Raw genomic sequence first — 16,255 nt, 5'->3', positions numbered from 1 at the left:
AACACTGCGGCGGGGCCGGCTCGTCGTACGTGCAGAAGACAGTCCGACCACAGGAGAGGACCCGTTCGTGACAACCACCCCCGTCTCGGCCCGGACCACCAGCCCGGGCACCGCCATGACAGACGAGCAACGCGAAGCCTTCGAGCGGGATGGTTTCATCGTCGTTCCCGGCGTACTCGACGCGGAGGAGGTGGCGCACTACGCCGCCGCCGTTGACCGGGTGTACGCGGAGCACCAGGAGGCCGGCAAGCTCGCCGCCGACGGCTCGCTGCACAAGCTGAGCGCCGTGGAGAGCTGCCACGAGCTGGCGCCGCTGCTGAACCACCCGAAGGCGTTCGGCCTGGTGTGGTCGATGCTGGGCTGGAACGTACACGTGTACCACTCGCACCTGGACGTGCACCCGCCGCTGCCGGAGAAGAAGCCGTTCCGCTTCGAGTGGCACCAGGACGGCGGCCGCCAGAACCGTGAGCTCGAGTCGGACCCGCGCCCGCGGATGTCCGTGAAGATCGCGTACTGGCTGTCCGACGTGTCGGAGACCGGCCGGGGCAACTTCCAGGTGGTGCCGGGCAGCCACAAGACCAACTGGATCGCCGGCCCGCCGCGGCGTGACGTGGAGTGGCCCAACCCGGACGGTGCGATCGAGGTCACGGCCAACGCCGGTGACGCGGTGTTCTTCGACCGCCGGATCTGGCACGCCCGGTCGAACAACTACTCGACGGTCACCCGCAAGGGCGTGTTCTTCGGCTACACGTACCGGTGGGTGCGTACCCGCGAGGCGCTCAGCGACGACATTCCGGGCCTGACCCCGGTGCAGCGCCAGCTCGTCGGCCTGCACGACGGGGACGGCGACCACGCGTGGGGTCACTACCCGAGCGACGTGCCGCTGTACGGCGCGCTGAAGGACGCCGGCGAGCTAAACCCGGCGCACCCGCCGCTGATCCCGTAGCTCTTCCTGCTTTTCCGTCGATCAAGGGCAAACGGTCGCGGTTCGATCTCCGATCCGCGACCGTTTGCCCTTGATCCGCGTGGGGGTCCTTGATCGGTGGGGCGGGGGTCCCGGCTCTTCAGCTTGACATAATGTGCATTATCGAACAGTCACGAGAGTGGCCGTTATCGCGCGAGAGGGGCGATGTCGGCCCCCGGTCCCGTCCCCGCGCGCTCGCCGATCAAGGGCTTCCGCGTCGATCAAGGGCAAACGGTCGCGGATCGGAGATCGAACCACGACCGTTCGCCCTTGATCGACGCCGGGCCGCGGTGATCATGAAGTTGGCGTCCGAGAGAGCGCTTCCTCCCGCGCTAACTTCATGATCACCGCGGGGACCGGGCGGCTCTTGGCGCCCGGGGTGGGAAACGTGGGGCGTGTCGGTGGACGTTGTCGTACGGGGCTGGTAGGAAGCTGTAATCAAACACGTGTACGGAAGAGGGTTGTGATGGCCGCCGCGCGCACCGCCGTTCGAGGACTGTCCACCGAGGAGTTGCAGGCGATCCGGGACACGCTCGCGGCGGGTCGGAAGCCGAAGGTGATGTTTACCGAGGCGGCCGGTCAGATCGCCGGGCAGGTGGGCCAGGTCATCGAGCTGACCGACCCGGCGCTGTCCGAGGAGTGGGTGGTGGTGCGGTTCGGGCGGGACGAGTTGCCCTTCTCCCCCGCCGATCTGTCCATCCCGCCGCGCGGTGCCAAGGCGGCCGCGAGCAAGGCCGCTGCGGCGAAGGCCGTGGAGAAGGTCGAGGAGCCGCCGGCCCCCGAATTCAAGATTACGAGGACGCCGGTGCCGGCGCCGCGCGAGGAGGCGAAAGTGACCACGGTGGAGGCTGCTGCGGAGGCTGTGGTGGACCGGCCGGCCCGGAAGGTGGCGGCGAAGGCGGCCAAGCCGAAGGCGCCGGCGGGGCTGACGGTGACGTTGGCGTACACCGAGGGTGAGTGGACGGTGGGTGCGACGCAGGGTGCCAAGACGCTCGCGAAGCCGTACGTGATCAAGCCGGTGGAGGCGTTGAAGATGGTGGCGCTGGTGGACGTGCCGGGCGTGCAGGAGGCGGTGGAGCAGATCATGTCGGTGGAGCGGGCCGAGGCGGAGCAGCAGGCGCAGAAGTTGCGGGCGGAGCTGGCCGAGATCGAGGCCCGGCTGGCCGAGCTGCGCGACGTCGGTTAGCGCCTAGTCGGGGATGTCCCGCACGCCGATGCGCTTGCGGAAGACCCAGTACGTCCAGCCCTGGTAGAGCAGCACGAGCGGGGTGAACACGACCGCCACCCAGGTCATGATCTTCAGGGTGTACGGGGACGAGGCGGCGTTGTCGACGGTGAGCCCGCCGCTGCCGAGGGTCGACGGGAGGACGTCGGGGAACAGCGCCGCGAAGAGGGTGGCCACCGTCAGCCCGATGGCGGTGGCCGTGCCGAGGAAGGCCCACCCCTCTCGGCGTACCCGATTGGCGGCAAGACCACCGATGAGCGCGAGTGCCGCGACGGCGGCCAGGGCCACGGCGGCGGGTGAGGTGCGGATGGTGAGCGTCCAGACGAGGAAGGCCGCCAGCGCGAGGAGCGCGAGCAGGCCGGCGCGGCCGGCGAGGGTGTTGGCGCGGGTGCGGACGTCGCCGGTGGTCTTGAGGGCGAGGAAGACGGCGCCGTGGGTGACGAAGAGGGTGAGCGTCACCAGTCCCCCGAGCAGGGCGTAGGGGTGCAGCAGGTCGAGCAGGCCGCCGGTGTAGTCGTGGTTGGTGTCCAGGGGTACGCCGCGGGTGATGTTGGCGAAGGCGATGCCCCACAGGATGGCGGGGGCGGCGGAGCCGACGACGATGGCCTTGTCCCAGCGGGCTTTCCAGGTGGGGTCGGGGCGTTTGCCGCGGTACTCGAAGGCGACGCCGCGCAGGATGAGGGCGATGAGGATGAGTAGCAGCGGCAGGTAGAAGCCGGAGAAGAGGGTGGCGTACCACTCGGGGAAGGCGGCGAACATGGCGCCGCCGGCGGTGATGAGCCAGACTTCGTTGCCGTCCCAGACGGGGCCGATGGTGTTGATCAGGACGCGGCGTTCGCGGTCGTCGCGGCCGAGTGCGGGCAGCAGGATGCCGACGCCGAAGTCGAAGCCTTCGAGGATGAAGTAGCCGGTGAACAGGACGGCGATGAGGACGAACCAGACGGTGGTGAGTTCCATCGGGATCCCTTAGTAGGCGAAGGCGAGCGGGCGGTCCTCGTCGTCGGTCGAGGCGGGTGGTGCCACGTCCGGCAACCCGGCGCGGGCGTATTTGAGCAGGAGTTTGACCTCGATGACGGCGAGCGCGGCGTACAGGAGGGTGAAGCCGGTGAAGGAGGTCAGTACCTCGGTCAGGGAGACGCTGCGGGAGACGCCGTCGCGGGTGAGCATCTCGCCGAACACGAGCCAGGGTTGGCGGCCCATCTCGGTGAAGACCCAGCCGAAGATGTTCGCGAACAGTGGCAGCAGGGGTAGGGCGAAGGTGGCGCGCAGCAGCCAGCGTGAGGTGGGGGTGCGGCCGCGGCGTTGGGCCCACAGGGCGAGCAGGGCGAGGGCGGCGGCGAGCATGCCGAGCCCGATCATGAGGCGGAAGCTCCAGTAGGTGACCGGGATGGTGGGGCTGTAGTCGCCGGGGCCGTACTCGGCGGTGTATTGGGCTTGTAGGTCGTTGATGCCGTGGACGGTGCCGTTGACGTCGCCGGTGCCGAGCCAGGACAGCAGGTACGGGATTTTGAGGGCGTAGACCTCTTTGCTGCCGTCGAGGGTGCCGATGGTGAAGATGGAGAACGAGGCGGGCTGCTCGGTCTGGTAGAGGGCTTCGGCGGCGGCCATCTTCATGGGCTGCACCTCGGTCATGATTTTGCCTTGGGTGTCGCCGCTGATGGCGACGGCGGCGGCGGCCAGCAGGGTGGTCCAGGCGCCGAGTTTGAGGGCGGGCCGGAAGGCTTCGGTGCCGTGCCGCATGAGGTGCCAGAGGGCGACGGCGGTCATCAGGGCGCCGGCGACGAGGAAGGCGCCGGCGATGGTGTGTGGGAACGTGACGAGGGTGACTTTGTTGGTGAGGACGGCGACGAAGTCGGTGAGTTCGGCGCGGCCGGTGTCGGGGTTGAGGCGGTAGCCGACCGGGTTCTGCATCCAGGAGTTGGCGGCGAGGATGAAGTAGGCGCTGACGGTGGAGCCGATGGCGGCGATCCAGATGCAGGCGAGGTGGATGCGGCGTGGGAGGCGTTCCCAGCCGAAGATCCATAGGCCGAGGAAGGTGGATTCGAGGAAGAACGCGAGGAGGGCCTCGATGGCCAGGGGTGCGCCGAAGATGTCGCCGACGAAGCGGGAGTAGTCGCTCCAGTTCATGCCGAACTGGAATTCCTGCACGATGCCGGTGACGACGCCCATGGCGAAGTTGATGAGGAACAGCTTGCCGTAGAACTTGGTCAGGCGTAGGTAGCGCTCGTCGCCGGTGCGTACCCAGGCGGTCTGCAGGATGGCGACCAGGGTGGACAGGCCGATGGTGAGGGGGACGAACAGGAAGTGGTACACGGTGGTGACACCGAACTGCCAGCGGGCGATGTCGAGCGCGTCCATACCGTCGATACTACGGGACGTAGTAGAACGGTGTGGCGGGTCCTGCTGTTTGTGGCGCGCGTCGCGCTGGCCCCCTTCGCCCGGCTGCGGGTCACCGGGGACGTGCCGGCCGGGCCGGTGATCCTGGCCGCCAACCACATCGGCCCGGTCGACCCGGTGGTGCTGATGGCCGCCTGCCGTACCCGAGGGTGGCGCCGGTGTTCCTGGCGGACGCTGCGGTGTTCCGGATGCGCGGGCTCGGCTGGATCATGAAGGGGCACATCCCGGTGGCGCGCGGCACGGCGGCGGTCACGCGGGCGTTCCACCACGCCGCCGCGGAGCTGGCCGGCGGCGCGGCGGTGCTGGTCTACCCGGAGGGGCGCATCGGCCTGGACCCGGGGCTGTGGCCGGAGCGGGGCAAGACGGGTGCGGCCCGGTTGGCGCAGGCCAGCGGGGCGCCGGTGGTCCCGGTCGCCCAGTGGGGCGCGCACGAGCTGGTGCCGTACGCGGCACCGCGCGGCGCGCCGCGTGCCCTGGCCCGCTCGCTACGGCGCCGGCCGGTGGTACGGGTGCACTTCGGCCCGCCCGTCCCGGTCACCGGCACCCCCCGGCAGGCCACCGACGCGATCACCGCCGCGCTCGCGGCCGCGCTGGCGCCGTTGCGCCCCGACGAGCCGGACCTCCCCCGCCACGTCGACCCGACTCGCCCGCCGCCGATGGGGCCGCCGCGTTGATCAGGGACGGGCTCCCCCGACACGCCGCGACCCGCCCGAGCCGTTCCCTGATCAACGGGGATGGAGGGGGCCGTCAGCGGCCGTCGCGTTGGCGGAGATACGCGAGCACGGCTTCCCTGGTGGTGCGGACGCCTAGGAGGTCGCGGGCCTGGGCTATGCGGCGGTTGGCGGTGCGCAGCGACAGGAACTCGGCGGCCGCGGCGGCGGCGATGGTCTCGCCGTTGGCCAGCCGCTCCAGCAGCGCCCGCTGCTCCGGCACGAGCTGGCCCACCGCCTCGTCGGCGGACGGCTCCGGCTCGGCGTCCGGGTCCTTGAACACCGGGCCGATCCGGCCCAGGTCGGCGATCAGGGCCCGGCCGATCTCCCCCGTCGGGTCGGTGATCGCCACCACCCCGGTGCCCCGCGCCGCCGCCAGCACCGCCAGGTGGACGGTCTCCACGTCCGGGACCTTGCCGAAGAGCACCAGCTTCGAGTCGGACATGTCCCACGCCGTCTCGGCCAGCGCGAAACCCTCCCGGGTCGCCCAGCCGCCCCGGGCCAACCGGCGCAGCACGGTGGTCGCGTCGGCGGAGGTGGACACGACGTACCGCGGCGCCTCCTGAGGCCCGGCCGTCATGACGCCTGCCCGAGCCGGGCGGCCGCCTCGGTGCGGGTGCGCGCGCCCAGCTTGCGCATCCCGGACCGGATGTGGGTCTCCACCGTCTCGGTGGAGATGCCCAACTGGCCGGCGATGCGGCGGGTCGGCTCGCCGGCGGCGACCAGGTGCAGCACGTCGCGTTCCCGGTCGGTCAGCTCGGTGCCGGCGCGCGGGCCGCGCTGGTCCCGGCGTACGGCGTGCCGGCGCAGCGCCCGCCGGGTCCGGCCGAGCAGCACCACCAGGCCGGCCCGCTCGGCGAGCTGCTCGGCGGCCAGCAGCGGCGGCACCGCGCGGGCCGGGTCGCTCTCGTGCATGCCCTGGGCGAGCAAGCAGCGCACCTCCTCCCGCACCGCGAGGTCGTGCCAGGCGGCGGCGGCCCGGTCGAACCCGCTCGCGGACTTCCACGCGTCCAGCGTCGCCGCGACCGCCACGTGCGCCGGTCCCGAACGGTCCGGCGGGGCCACGCCGAGGTCGGCGGCCGCCCACCGGGACGTGATCTCGTGCAGCCCGGCGACGAAGTCGCTGGCGTCCACCAGCTGCTCCAGCGCGATCGAGGGCTGCCCGTCCAGCCAGGCGGCCTCCCGGCGGACCCACTCGACGGGGCCCACCGCGGCGACCGCGGACAGCCGGGCACGGGCCGGGGCCAGCAGGCCGCCGTCGGCCTCGACCAGGCTGGCCGCCGCGGTGGCGTACCCGCGGGCCAGGGCCGGCAGCGTCCGGTCGGTCAGGTCGCCGGCGCGGCGTACGACGCCGTCGGTTTCGGCGCCGCGCAGCGCCGTGCACCACAGCTCGGCGGCCAGGAAGCGGGTCTGCCAGCTGTACGCCAGGTCGGCAGCGCACGCCTGCGCCGCCGAGCCGGCCGCCTGTGCCGCCTCGGCCAGCCGCCCGTCCGCGGTCAGCGTCTCCACCAGCAGCCACGCGCTCCACCGGGCGGCCAGCAGGTCACCGGCGGCCCCGGCGGCGGCGGTCGCGGACGCCAGCCCGTACTCCCAGCCCTCGACGCGGGCGGCGGCGCGTACCGCGGCCAGCGCGGCGCGCAGCCCGGCGTGCGGGGCGGGTCGCCGTGCCGGGCCGCGACCCGGGCCGCGGCGGCCGGGGCGCCCGCCGGGTCGGCGGCCAGCCGGGCCAGCAGCAGGATCCGGTCCCGGGTCGCCACCACGGCCGGGGCGGCGTCGTCGGGCACCGGGGCCACCGCCGCGCGGGCCGCCGCCACGTCGCCGACCTGCAGCAGGGCCTCGCCGCGCAGCACCGCCGCGTCCACGCCCAGCGGCGCCGCGGTGCTCAGCACCCGGACCGCCGCCCGCGGGCGCCCGCAGGTCAGGGCCGCGCCAGCCGCGGCCACCCGCACCGCCGGCTCCGCGTCCACCTCGGGCAGGTCACAGGCCAGCAGCAACAGCTCCGCGCGTTCGCCCGCGGTCGGCATCCGGTCGGCCGCCGCGACCGCCACCCGGTACGCGGCGGCGCCGTCGCCGGCGGCGGCCAGGTGCCGGGCGGCCTCCCGCGGCGGTACGAGGCCGGCCAGCCGCCGGTGCAGCGCCGCCCGGCCGGGCGGGTCCAGCAGCCCGGCGGCCACCTCGGCCAGGTACGGCGACACCGGCGCCAGCTCGCCCTCGTGGTGGGTGACCAGGCCCGCCTCGGCCAGCTCGTCCACGCCGGCGCCGAGGACGGCGGCGGTGGCCGGGCGGCCCAGCAGGCCGAGCGCGGCCATCGCGGTGCGGGCCGGGCGGGTCAGGTCGGCCAGGGCGGCGGCCACCGCGTACTCCACCTGGGCCGCCTCCCCGGTCAGGTCCGCGCCCTGCCGGCTGGCGCTCGCTCCGCTCGCGCGGCCCCCGGGGCCTGGGAGGCGCCGTCTTCCCTCGTCGCTTCGCTCCTCAGTCCAGACGGCGCCGGCCCCGGGGCTGCCGTGGGCGGCCGCGTGCCGAGCCAAAGTCTCCACCGCCAGGGGTACGCCGCCGGCCCGGCCCACCACGGCGGCCACCGCGACCGGGTCGAGGCCGGGCGCGACCCGGTGGGCCAGCTCGGTGGCCGCCTGGGCGTCCAGCGGCGGCACGGTCAGCCACCCGGCCGCGGCGGCGCGCAGGGCCGGCACCGCGTCCGGGGGCAGCCGGTGCGGGGTGCGCAGCGCCACCACCATCCGGCAGTGCGCCGCCAGCCGGGGCAGCGCCGACAGGGTGGCCGGGTCGGCCCACTGCAGGTCGTCCAGGATCAGCAGCCCGCCGCGTACCCGGGACCGGACGGCCTCGGCGAGCAGCGCCGGGTCGGCGGCGGGCAACCGGACGCGGACCGCGCGGGTCAGCGCGAACGCCGGCACCGCCTGCAGCATGGCCAGGCCGCCGCCGGCGAACACCGGCCCGCGGAACGCCGCCCCCAGCTGGGTCAGCACGGTGCTGCGCCCGCTACCGGGGCCGCCGGCGACGACGACCAGGCCGGGCGCGGCCAGCAACGCGGTCGCCTCCTCGACCAGGGCGCCGGGCCGCGTGGCAGCGGGCGCGTGACGCACGTGGGCCTCCGTCATGGGACCGTGGCACGAACATGGGATCCTGCGCCGGCAGGATATTCATAGTGTGGAGCCGGCAGGAGGGACACCAACACCATGAGCGAGCACGACCGCTGGAACCATGTCATTGTCGCCGACCGTACCGCCGGCTGACGAGTCATGGGACCAGGTCCGCTCAGCGCCCGAGTAGCCGCGCTGTGTGACGAGGTGGGCCCACGGGTGGGCCCACCTGCCCAGACGCAGGTACTCGGCGTGCGCAGGCGGCTGGACGAGCCGCTCCGGGTGGCCATCGCCGGCCGCCTGAAAGCCGGAAAGTCGACACTTGTGAACGCACTCATCGGCCGCCGGGTCGCCCCTACCGAAGTGGGCGAATGCACCCGGATCGTCACGCAGTTCCGGTACGGCACCGCCGACCGGGTCGACGTGATGCGCCGCGACGGATCGCGGGTCAGCCTGCCGCTGGACGAGTCGGGCATGATCCCGCAGCGGCTCGGCGTGGCCCGCCACGACATCTCGTACGTCGACGTCACCCTCACCAGCGACCACCTGCGCGAGCTGACCGTGGTCGACACGCCCGGGCTGTCCTCGACGAACACCTCGGTCAGCGCCGGCGCCCGCCGGTTCCTGTTCAACGAGGCGCCGATCGACGACGACATCGACGACGACTCCGTCGGGGCGATCTCCGGCGCGGAGGCCATCATCTACGTGTTCACCCAGTCGGTGCGCGACGACGACCTGCAGGCCCTGGAGGCGTTCCGGTCCATGTCGGCGCGGCTGGCCAGCAACCCGATCAACTCCCTCGGCCTGTTCAACAAGGTGGACAAGCTGGTCGCCGGCGTGTCCGACCCGTGGCCGGTGGCCGGGCCCCTCGCAGCCGACCAGACCAAGGTGCTGCGCCGGGTGGTGTCCGATGTGGTGCCCGTGGTCGGGCTGCTGGCCGAGACCACCGAGGCCGGCCGGCTCACCGCCGCCGACTGCGAGGCGCTGCGCGCGCTGGCCCAACTGCCGAACACCGAACGCCTGGTGCTGATGGCCTCGGTGGACCTGTTCACGTCGCGGGAGTGCACGGTGCCGCGCGAGCAGCGTGAGCGGCTGCTGCGCCTGCTCGACCTGTACGGCATCGGCTTCGCCATGGCGCAGCTGGCCGTCCGCCCCCAACTGGCCAGCGGCGACCTGGTCCGGATGCTGTTCCAGGCGTCCGGGTTCCCGCGGCTGCGGCACACCCTGGACCAGGCGTTCCGGTGGCGCACCGACGCCATCAAGGCCGGCTGGGCGCTGTCCAGCCTGGAGAAGGTGGCCAGCCACACCGAACGCCCCGCCGACCGGGAGCTGCTGCGCGACGCGATCGAACGGGTCCTGCAGCAGCCCGACTACCACCGGCTGCGGCTGCTGGAGGTGGCGCAGCTGGTCAGCACCGGCTCGGTGGAGCTGCCCGAACCGATGGAGCAGGAGCTGACCCGCCTGGCCCTGTCCACCGACCCGCAGTGGATCCTCAACCTGCCCACCGCCGGCACCGAGCAGCTGGTCAAGGCCGCGCTGGACGCGGCCACCCGGTGGCGGGTGTACGCGGTGGCCGGGGCCAGCCCGTCCCAGTCGCGGGTCGCCCTGGTCGCGCACCGCGGCTTCTACCTGCTCAGCCAGAAGATGCGGGGTACGGCATGAGCGCGCCCACCCCGTCGCCGGACGCCCTGGCCAAGCTGCTCACCAGCGCGGTGGACGCCTCCCTGGCGTTCCTGCGCAAGGCCGACCCGGACGCGGCCGGCGACCTGGACGCGGTCCGCCGCCGCGACGTGGGCCGGCCGTCCATCGTGGTCGTCGGCGAGACCAAGCGCGGCAAGAGCTCCCTGGTCAACGCGCTCATCGGGGTTCCCGCGCTGTCGCCTGTGGACGCGGCGGTGGCCACCGCCGCGTACCTGGAGTTCGTGCACGGCCCGGAGCACGCCGCGCGGGCCTGGCTGCCCGGCCGGGAGGACCCGGTGCCGCTGGGCCTTGCCGACCTGCGGGACTGGGCCACGCCGTTCGGGCGGCTGCCGGAGGGCACCCGGCCGCCGCGGCGCATCGAGGTGACCCACTCCGCGCCGCTGCTGCAGTACCTGAGCATGGTGGACACCCCGGCACCGGCGGGCTCGACCCGGTGCACGCCGAGGTGGCCCTGGACGCGGTCGAGCGGGCCAGCGCGCTGCTGTTCGTGGTGGACGCCGCCGCCCCGTTCGCCAAGCCGGAGCTGGAGTTCCTCATCGAGGCCAGCAAGCGGGTCAACTTCGTGGTGTTCGCGCTGACCAAGACCGACGCGTACCCGGGCTGGCGGACCATCCTGGAAGACGACCGGGCCCAGTTGCAGGCGCACGCGCCCCGCTTCGGGTCGGCACCCTGGTTTCCGGTGTCGGCGCGGCTGGCCGAACTGGCCATGACCATGCCGAGGGAGGCCGCCCCGGAGCTGATCCGCGAGTCCCGCATCGCCGAACTGCAACACGCCCTGATCGACCTGGCCGGCAAGGGCCACCTGCTGGCCCAGACCAACGTGCTGCGCGCGGTGCGCAGCGAGTTCATCCGGCTGGACCTGCAGGTCGGCGACCGGATGAAGGCCACCGACCCGGACCCGGGCGACATGGCCAAGGCCAAGGCCGACCGGGCCGCGCTGGCCGCCCGCAAGCGCACCGAGTCCCGGCAGTGGTCCCTCGCGCTGAACACCGAGACCCAGCGGGCCCGGGTGGAGGCCACCGGGCGGCTGCGCAACTACGTGACCGCCCTGCAGGAAGACTTCCTCAACAAGATCGAAAAGGGCAAGGGCGAGGAGATCAAGGGCCTGCCGCAGGAGGTCGACCGGGCGCTGCACGCCCTGTCCGTACGGCTCTCGCACGACCTGGAGTTCCGCTTCCGCAAGGTCGCCGAACGCACCCTGGCGCAGGTGTTCGGGCCGCACGAGCTGCAGTTCGTGCTGCGCCGGCTCAACGCCACCCTGCGGCACGCGCTGGCCACCAAGCCGCGCCGGGACGGCGGCGGACCCGACAACGTGATGATCGCGATGTCGGCCGGCGGAATGGCGTTCATGGCCGGGCGCGGCGCGGTCGCCGGCGCCTCCGCCCTCGGCGCCAGCGCGCTCATCGGCGGCAGCCTGCTCATCCCGGTCGCCGGGGTCGGCCTGGGCCTGGCCGCGGGGGCGTTCATCCTCTACCGCCGGCGGGTACAGACCGACCGGCAGCAGGCCCGGGTCTGGCTGCGCGAGGTGCTCGGCGAGGCCCGCGCCGCCCTGTCCGACGAGATCATGCACCGGTTCACCGACCTGCAGTACGCGCTGACCCTGGCCCTGGACGACGCCATCGAGCGCCGGCTGCAACAGCTCGACGCCCACATCGCCGAGATCGACAAGGCGCTGGCCGAAGACAAGGCCAGCCGGGCCAAGCGCAAGGCCGTCCTGCAAGCCGAACGCGACGGCCTGCGGGCCCGGGTCAAACAGGTCGACGAGGTTCTGGTACGGGCGCGGTCCCTCGCCCCGGCACGCCCCACGGAGGAGCAGACATGACCGATCACGAGTGGGACGAGTGGCCGGAGGACGCGGATCTCGAACCGGACGGCTTCGACGCCGAGGCCGAAACGGCTGATCTGGGCGGCTTCGACGAGCCGCTGGACGTCCCTGACCTTCCGGACCTGCCGAATGTTCCGGACGTTCCGGATCTGCCGGACCGGCCGGATCTCGCGGACGATCTGGAGGAGCCCGACGAGCCCGACCTGTCCGACGTGGACGAGCCGACTCTGGGCGAGCCCGACCTCGACGAGCAGGAGGCCGCGCTCGAGGACACCCCGGTCGGCGCCGACCCCGACCTGGACGCGCACGCCGACACGTACACCGAGCAGGTCTTCCCGCCCACCCTCGACCTGGACGCCCCCGAGCCGGTCGACGGGTTCCCGTGGACCGACCCGGCCACCCTCGGCCAGGCCCCGCTGCCCGACCCCGACGCCGCGTACCAGGACGGCCCGCCGGCCACCGACCTGGCCGCGTACGCCGGCGAGGAACCCCCGCCCGGCGCCGACCCGTGGACCGCCCTGGCCGCCTCCGAGGACCCGGCCACCAGCAGCCTGGCCCGCTGGTGGGCACCCGAGGCGTGAGCGCCCGCCATTCCCGTCGATCTTGAGGTTGTCAGGTGCCATATCGGGCATCTGGGCATGACAACTCCAAGATCGACCGCCGGGGAGAGGGCGCGGGGTATTCTCAGCGCATGACGCCGGATCTTCGGGAGGACACGGTCGCGATGCTCGCCGCGGCGGGGATTACCGTGACCGAGGAAGGTAAGGCGCGGGCGCGGGCGGAGTTGGCTGAGGTGGCCGCTCGGTGGACCCGGGAGCGGCGCGCGGCGCTGCGCGAGCAGGTCGGCCTGCCACCCGCCGCCGCCGCGTGAGCGACCGGCCCGTCCGGATCATCCTGGACGCGTCGGCCATCGTCGCCTTCACCCGCGGCTCCATCCACGTCGGCGAGGTCATCGCCGAGATCGACGACGAAGACGCCGCCATCGGCCTGCCGATCCTGTGCCTGGTCGAAGCCACCCGCGGCGCCGCCGACACCGACCGCCTCGACCTGCTGGTCAACCACCGCGCCAGCGTCCTGCTCGGCGACGACGGGGCCAGCTGGCAGGCGCTCGCGGCGACGTACGACATCGTCGGCCGGCTGGACGCCGCCTCGGCCGCGCTGGCCGCGATCGACCTGGACTGCGCCATCCTCACCGCCCACCCCGGCCTCTACGGCGGCCTGGCCGGCGGCGGCCCCATCATCCCGATCTGAAGGGCCGCGACCGTTGACCGCCTCGGTCGGTCCGGCTCGATGCCGGCGGCGGCGCGGCTGGACCATCCCGGCGCGCGATGCCGGCGGGGCGTCGGCGATGCTGTGGGCGTGGAGTACGTGTCCAGAGTGCCGCGACCGCCACTGGACGGGCTGATCGACGACCTCTACTACCTGGAGGGTGCGCCGCCGTACGCCCTGCTGACGCTGCCGCCCGCGCCGTCGGCGCTGCTCATCGTCAACCTCGGGGCGCCGTTCCGCATCCGCGCCAGCACCGACATCGAGACGGCCGAGTACGCCGACGGCTGCGTGGTCACCATGCCCACCCGCGCGTTCGAGTTCGGCTACCCACGCCGGACCCGGTCCGTCGGTGTGCACCTCAAGCCGTGGGGGCTGGCGCCGTTCCTGCCGATGCCCGCGGCCGAGCTGTGCGACCGGCCGGTGACGGTGGAGCAGGTTTGGGGCCGGCCCGCCGTTGCTGAGCTGCGAGACCGGCTGGCCACGGCGGACGGACCGCACGAGATGCTGACGCTGCTGGAGGAGGAGCTGATGCGACGGCTGTGCGAGACCGCCGGCCTGGGGCTGGTCCGCCATACGAGCAGGGTCATCGCGGCGACCAGCGGGGGCGTGGCGATCGGCGACCTGAGCGTGGCAGCCGGTGTCAGCAGCACTCATCTGGCACAGCGGTTCAAGGAGCTCATCGGCGTCACGCCGAAGCGGCTGGCCCGCACCTACCGCTTCACCGCCACCGTGTTCGCGATCAACCCCGCCGGACCGATCGACTGGGGCGACCTCGCCGCGGGCGCAGGCTACTTCGACCAGGCCCACTTCAGCCACGAGTTCCGGGCGTTCACCGGGCTCACGCCGACCCGGTACGTCGAAGTCCGGCAGCGGTTCCTGCGCGAACATCCCGGCCACGTATTTGACGGCTGGCCGCTGCCGGCCGATTGATTTCTTACAAGAGCGACAGCTCACGAAACGCTAATTTGAGGGCAACCCAAAGCAGAGGAGAGCCCCGTGGGCAAGGTGGTCATGTACGCCTCGGTGTCGGTGGACGGCTTCATCGCGGACGAGAACGACCAGCCCGGACCGCTGTTCGACTGGTTGACCAGCGGTGACGTCCCATTGGACGAGAGCGGCGTAGTGAAGGTGTCGCAGACGTCCTACGACTACACCCGGCCGTACTGGGACCAGATCGGGGCGACAATCGCCGGCCGCCACGTCTTCGACATGACGGACGGCTGGGACGGGAAGCCTCCGGGCGGGGTCGACCACGTGGTCGTCGTGACGCACCGGCCGGCGCCCGAGGGCTGGGACCCCGAGGCGCCGTTCCACTTCGTCGACGGCGTCGAGGCAGCCATGGCCAAGGCGCAGGAGCTCGCCGGTGACCGCACAGTCGAGGTCGCCGCTGGCGACGTCGGTGGCCAGGTGCTTGCCGCGGGCCTGATCGACGAGGTGCGCATGGACGTCGTACCCGTCGTGTTCGGGTCCGGCAAGCGCTACTTCGGGTCGGTCGACGCGCAGCACCTGTTGGAGGATCCTGACGTGGTGATTCAGGGCAACCGGGTGCTTCACCTGCGTTTTCGGGTGCGCCGTTGACCAATACGGGGATCGCTCAAGGGATCAGAGGGTGAGGACGATCAGCACGATGAGTGCGATCGCCACCATCGCTCCCAGGGCGACCGTCCACACCAGAGTGGGTTCCTCGTACCAGGCGCGGCGGGGGGCCATGGCCGGCGGGCGGGGCGGGGCCACCGGGATCCGCGGCGGGGAGATCGGGGTGGCGCTCACCGGGGGCGCGGACTGCCGGGCGGCCATCGGCGGGGCCGACGGGCGGGCGATCACGGGCGGGCGCGGCGGGGCCACCGGCGGGCGGGACGGGGCGGTGGGCTGGCGGGACTGCGGGGCCACCGGGCGGGGCACGCCGGAGTGCACCGGCCCGGCCGCCGCGGCCGGCCCGCCGAAGAACAGCGCGCCCTCGGCGACCACCGTCTCCGGCTGCTCCAGTGTGGTCGGTGCGACGCCGAGCTCGGTGTGCAGCAGGTGCGCCGCGAGCGGGATCCGGCTGGAGCCGCCGACCAGGAAGATGCCGACCAGGTCGGATGGGGCCAGCCGGGCCGCGGTGATGGTCTGGGCCAGGCAGTGCACGGTCTGTATCAGGTACCGCCGGATCAGCGCGTCGAACTCGTCCCGGGTGATGTGCGCGGAGATGTCCAGGGCGGGCAGGTGCACGTCCGCGCTGGTCGTACGGGACAGCATCTCCTTGGCGCCGCGCACGTCGTCGTACAGCAGGGCACGCTGGCGGCGCTGCCCCGGGTCGGCCGGGCTGACCAGGCTGTTCCACAAGGTGGTGCGGCTGTCGGAGTAGCCGCGGCCGAGGTGCTCCACGAGCGCCTGGTCGAAGTCCAGGCCGCCCAGGTCGGACAGGCCGAACTCGGCGAGCACGTCGAAACCCGTCGGGGTACGCCGTACCACCGTCGCGTCGAACGTGCCGCCGCCCAGGTCGTAGATCGCCAGCGCGCGCCCCACCGGCATGGCGCTGCCGAGCACCGCGGTGTAGTACGACGCCGCGGCGACCGGCTCGACGACCAGCCGCGGGGTGGGCAGCCCGGCCGCGCGCGCCGACTCGACCAGCACCGCGCGGCGCCGCTCGCCCCACCGGGCCGGGTGGGTCATCCGCAGTTCCTCACACGCCCCGCCCAGGTGCCGCTGCGCCTCGGCGCCGATGTAGCGCAGCACCGCGGCGATCACCTGCGGCACCGACAGCTCCTGCTCGCCGAGCAGCACCACGCCGTCGTCGACGCGCCGCTTCGGGTTGGGCTCGAACCGGGCCGGGTCCAGGCGGGCGGAGCGTTCCGCGTCGCGGCCGACCAGCAGCCGCCCGTCCGGGTTCAGGTAGACGGCGGACGGCAGCAGCGGCGAACCGTCGAACAGCAACGGCCGGGCCCGCCCGTCGGCGGCGCGGACCATCGCGACCGTGTTCGACGTGCCGAAGTCGATGCCGAGCACCCGCATGGCCGTCACCCTACCGTCGCCCGTCCCATGCATACTGCGGGCGGTGAAGCGCGAGGAGTGAGCTTCGACGGC

15 protein-coding genes and 1 pseudogene are annotated in these 16,255 nt (G+C 73.1%); 10 read left to right on the top strand and 6 right to left on the bottom strand.

Annotation, left to right across the window (positions count from 1 at the left end):
- The first annotated feature begins 67 nt into the window (after nucleotides 1-67).
- Nucleotides 68-946 carry a phytanoyl-CoA dioxygenase family protein gene (locus tag Prum_RS44365; protein ID WP_246278750.1) on the top strand — a complete coding sequence of 293 codons (879 nt, stop codon included), beginning with the start codon at nucleotides 68-70 and terminating at the stop codon, nucleotides 944-946.
- Nucleotides 947-1,430: 484 nt separating this feature from the next.
- Nucleotides 1,431-2,150: a hypothetical protein gene (locus Prum_RS44360; RefSeq protein ID WP_173085118.1), complete on the top strand. Its 720-nt coding sequence runs from the start codon at nucleotides 1,431-1,433 to the stop codon at nucleotides 2,148-2,150.
- A 3-nt stretch (nucleotides 2,151-2,153) separates the two neighbouring features.
- On the opposite strand, the gene cydB is transcribed toward Prum_RS44360, so the two are convergent.
- Both cydB and Prum_RS44350 read right to left on the bottom strand, forming a co-directional pair.
- Nucleotides 2,154-3,146, bottom strand: a complete 993-nt coding sequence (cydB, locus tag Prum_RS44355) for a cytochrome d ubiquinol oxidase subunit II (RefSeq protein WP_173085116.1) — start codon at nucleotides 3,144-3,146, stop codon at nucleotides 2,154-2,156.
- A 9-nt stretch (nucleotides 3,147-3,155) separates the two neighbouring features.
- A complete protein-coding gene (locus Prum_RS44350; protein ID WP_173085114.1) occupies nucleotides 3,156-4,547 on the bottom strand; it encodes a cytochrome ubiquinol oxidase subunit I in 1,392 nt (463 codons plus the stop codon).
- On the opposite strand from Prum_RS44350, the pseudogene Prum_RS44345 reads away from it, so the two are divergent.
- Nucleotides 4,518-5,260 (top strand): annotated as a pseudogene (locus Prum_RS44345) (lysophospholipid acyltransferase family protein). The gene Prum_RS44350 and the pseudogene Prum_RS44345 sit on opposite strands and share 30 nt — an antisense overlap.
- Nucleotides 5,261-5,333: 73 nt before the next feature.
- On the opposite strand, the gene Prum_RS44340 reads toward Prum_RS44345, so the two are convergent.
- From Prum_RS44340 to Prum_RS53085, 3 genes are read right to left on the bottom strand one after another with little or no spacing between them, the layout of a single operon-like run.
- Entirely contained in the window at nucleotides 5,334-5,876 is a 543-nt protein-coding gene (locus Prum_RS44340) for a LuxR family transcriptional regulator (RefSeq protein WP_173085112.1), read from the bottom strand.
- Nucleotides 5,873-6,805 (bottom strand): helix-turn-helix transcriptional regulator, encoded by a 933-nt coding sequence (locus Prum_RS53090; protein ID WP_246278749.1) that lies wholly within the window; start codon nucleotides 6,803-6,805, stop codon nucleotides 5,873-5,875. Before Prum_RS53090 ends, Prum_RS44340 begins: the two co-directional genes overlap by 4 nt.
- The gene (locus tag Prum_RS53085) at nucleotides 6,793-8,397 is read right to left on the bottom strand and encodes a P-loop NTPase family protein (protein WP_246278748.1); all 1,605 of its coding nucleotides are present in this window, start codon (nucleotides 8,395-8,397) and stop codon (nucleotides 6,793-6,795) included. The genes Prum_RS53090 and Prum_RS53085 overlap by 13 nt, the downstream gene beginning before the upstream one ends.
- Nucleotides 8,398-8,613: 216 nt before the next feature.
- On the opposite strand from Prum_RS53085, the gene Prum_RS44330 reads away from it, so the two are divergent.
- The 7 genes from Prum_RS44330 (at nucleotide 8,614) to Prum_RS44300 (ending at nucleotide 14,767) form a co-directional block, all read left to right on the top strand.
- The gene (locus Prum_RS44330) at nucleotides 8,614-10,056 is read left to right on the top strand and encodes a dynamin family protein (protein WP_246278747.1); all 1,443 of its coding nucleotides are present in this window, start codon (nucleotides 8,614-8,616) and stop codon (nucleotides 10,054-10,056) included.
- Nucleotides 10,053-10,673, top strand: a complete 621-nt coding sequence (locus Prum_RS53080) for a dynamin family protein (RefSeq protein WP_246278746.1) — start codon at nucleotides 10,053-10,055, stop codon at nucleotides 10,671-10,673. The genes Prum_RS44330 and Prum_RS53080 overlap by 4 nt, the downstream gene beginning before the upstream one ends.
- A gap of 1,240 nt (nucleotides 10,674-11,913) precedes the next feature.
- Nucleotides 11,914-12,501 (top strand): hypothetical protein, encoded by a 588-nt coding sequence (locus tag Prum_RS44320; RefSeq protein ID WP_173085109.1) that lies wholly within the window; start codon nucleotides 11,914-11,916, stop codon nucleotides 12,499-12,501.
- A gap of 110 nt (nucleotides 12,502-12,611) precedes the next feature.
- Nucleotides 12,612-12,791 (top strand): hypothetical protein, encoded by a 180-nt coding sequence (locus tag Prum_RS44315; RefSeq protein WP_173084844.1) that lies wholly within the window; start codon nucleotides 12,612-12,614, stop codon nucleotides 12,789-12,791.
- Entirely contained in the window at nucleotides 12,788-13,171 is a 384-nt protein-coding gene (locus Prum_RS44310; protein WP_173085107.1) for a hypothetical protein, read from the top strand. The genes Prum_RS44315 and Prum_RS44310 overlap by 4 nt, the downstream gene beginning before the upstream one ends.
- A gap of 108 nt (nucleotides 13,172-13,279) precedes the next feature.
- A complete protein-coding gene (locus Prum_RS44305) occupies nucleotides 13,280-14,119 on the top strand; it encodes a helix-turn-helix domain-containing protein (protein WP_246278745.1) in 840 nt (279 codons plus the stop codon).
- 66 nt (nucleotides 14,120-14,185) lie between these two features.
- Nucleotides 14,186-14,767, top strand: a complete 582-nt coding sequence (locus Prum_RS44300; RefSeq protein WP_173085105.1) for a dihydrofolate reductase family protein — start codon at nucleotides 14,186-14,188, stop codon at nucleotides 14,765-14,767.
- A gap of 24 nt (nucleotides 14,768-14,791) precedes the next feature.
- Here the strand turns inward: Prum_RS44300 and Prum_RS44295 are convergent, their stop codons facing one another.
- Nucleotides 14,792-16,183, bottom strand: coding sequence for an Hsp70 family protein (locus tag Prum_RS44295; RefSeq protein WP_173085103.1), 1,392 nt, complete (start codon nucleotides 16,181-16,183; stop codon nucleotides 14,792-14,794).
- Nucleotides 16,184-16,255: the final 72 nt, after the last annotated feature.

Source organism: Phytohabitans rumicis (assembly GCF_011764445.1).
Taxonomy (GTDB): Bacteria; Actinomycetota; Actinomycetes; order Mycobacteriales; family Micromonosporaceae; genus Phytohabitans; species Phytohabitans rumicis.
The sequence above is the reverse complement of the archived record's forward strand: the minus strand, read 5'-3'. Positions and strand labels throughout refer to the sequence as shown.

Coding starts and splice junctions, on each gene's coding strand:
- Prum_RS44340 (WP_173085112.1), bottom strand. CDS start 5,876: ATGACGGCCGGGCCTCAGGAGGCGCCGCGGTACGTCGTGTCCACCTCC.
- Prum_RS44350 (WP_173085114.1), bottom strand. CDS start 4,547: ATGGACGCGCTCGACATCGCCCGCTGGCAGTTCGGTGTCACCACCGTG.
- Prum_RS53080 (WP_246278746.1), top strand. CDS start 10,053: ATGAGCGCGCCCACCCCGTCGCCGGACGCCCTGGCCAAGCTGCTCACC.
- Prum_RS44295 (WP_173085103.1), bottom strand. CDS start 16,183: ATGCGGGTGCTCGGCATCGACTTCGGCACGTCGAACACGGTCGCGATG.
- Prum_RS44320 (WP_173085109.1), top strand. CDS start 11,914: ATGACCGATCACGAGTGGGACGAGTGGCCGGAGGACGCGGATCTCGAA.
- Prum_RS44315 (WP_173084844.1), top strand. CDS start 12,612: ATGACGCCGGATCTTCGGGAGGACACGGTCGCGATGCTCGCCGCGGCG.
- Prum_RS44360 (WP_173085118.1), top strand. CDS start 1,431: ATGGCCGCCGCGCGCACCGCCGTTCGAGGACTGTCCACCGAGGAGTTG.
- cydB (WP_173085116.1), bottom strand. CDS start 3,146: ATGGAACTCACCACCGTCTGGTTCGTCCTCATCGCCGTCCTGTTCACC.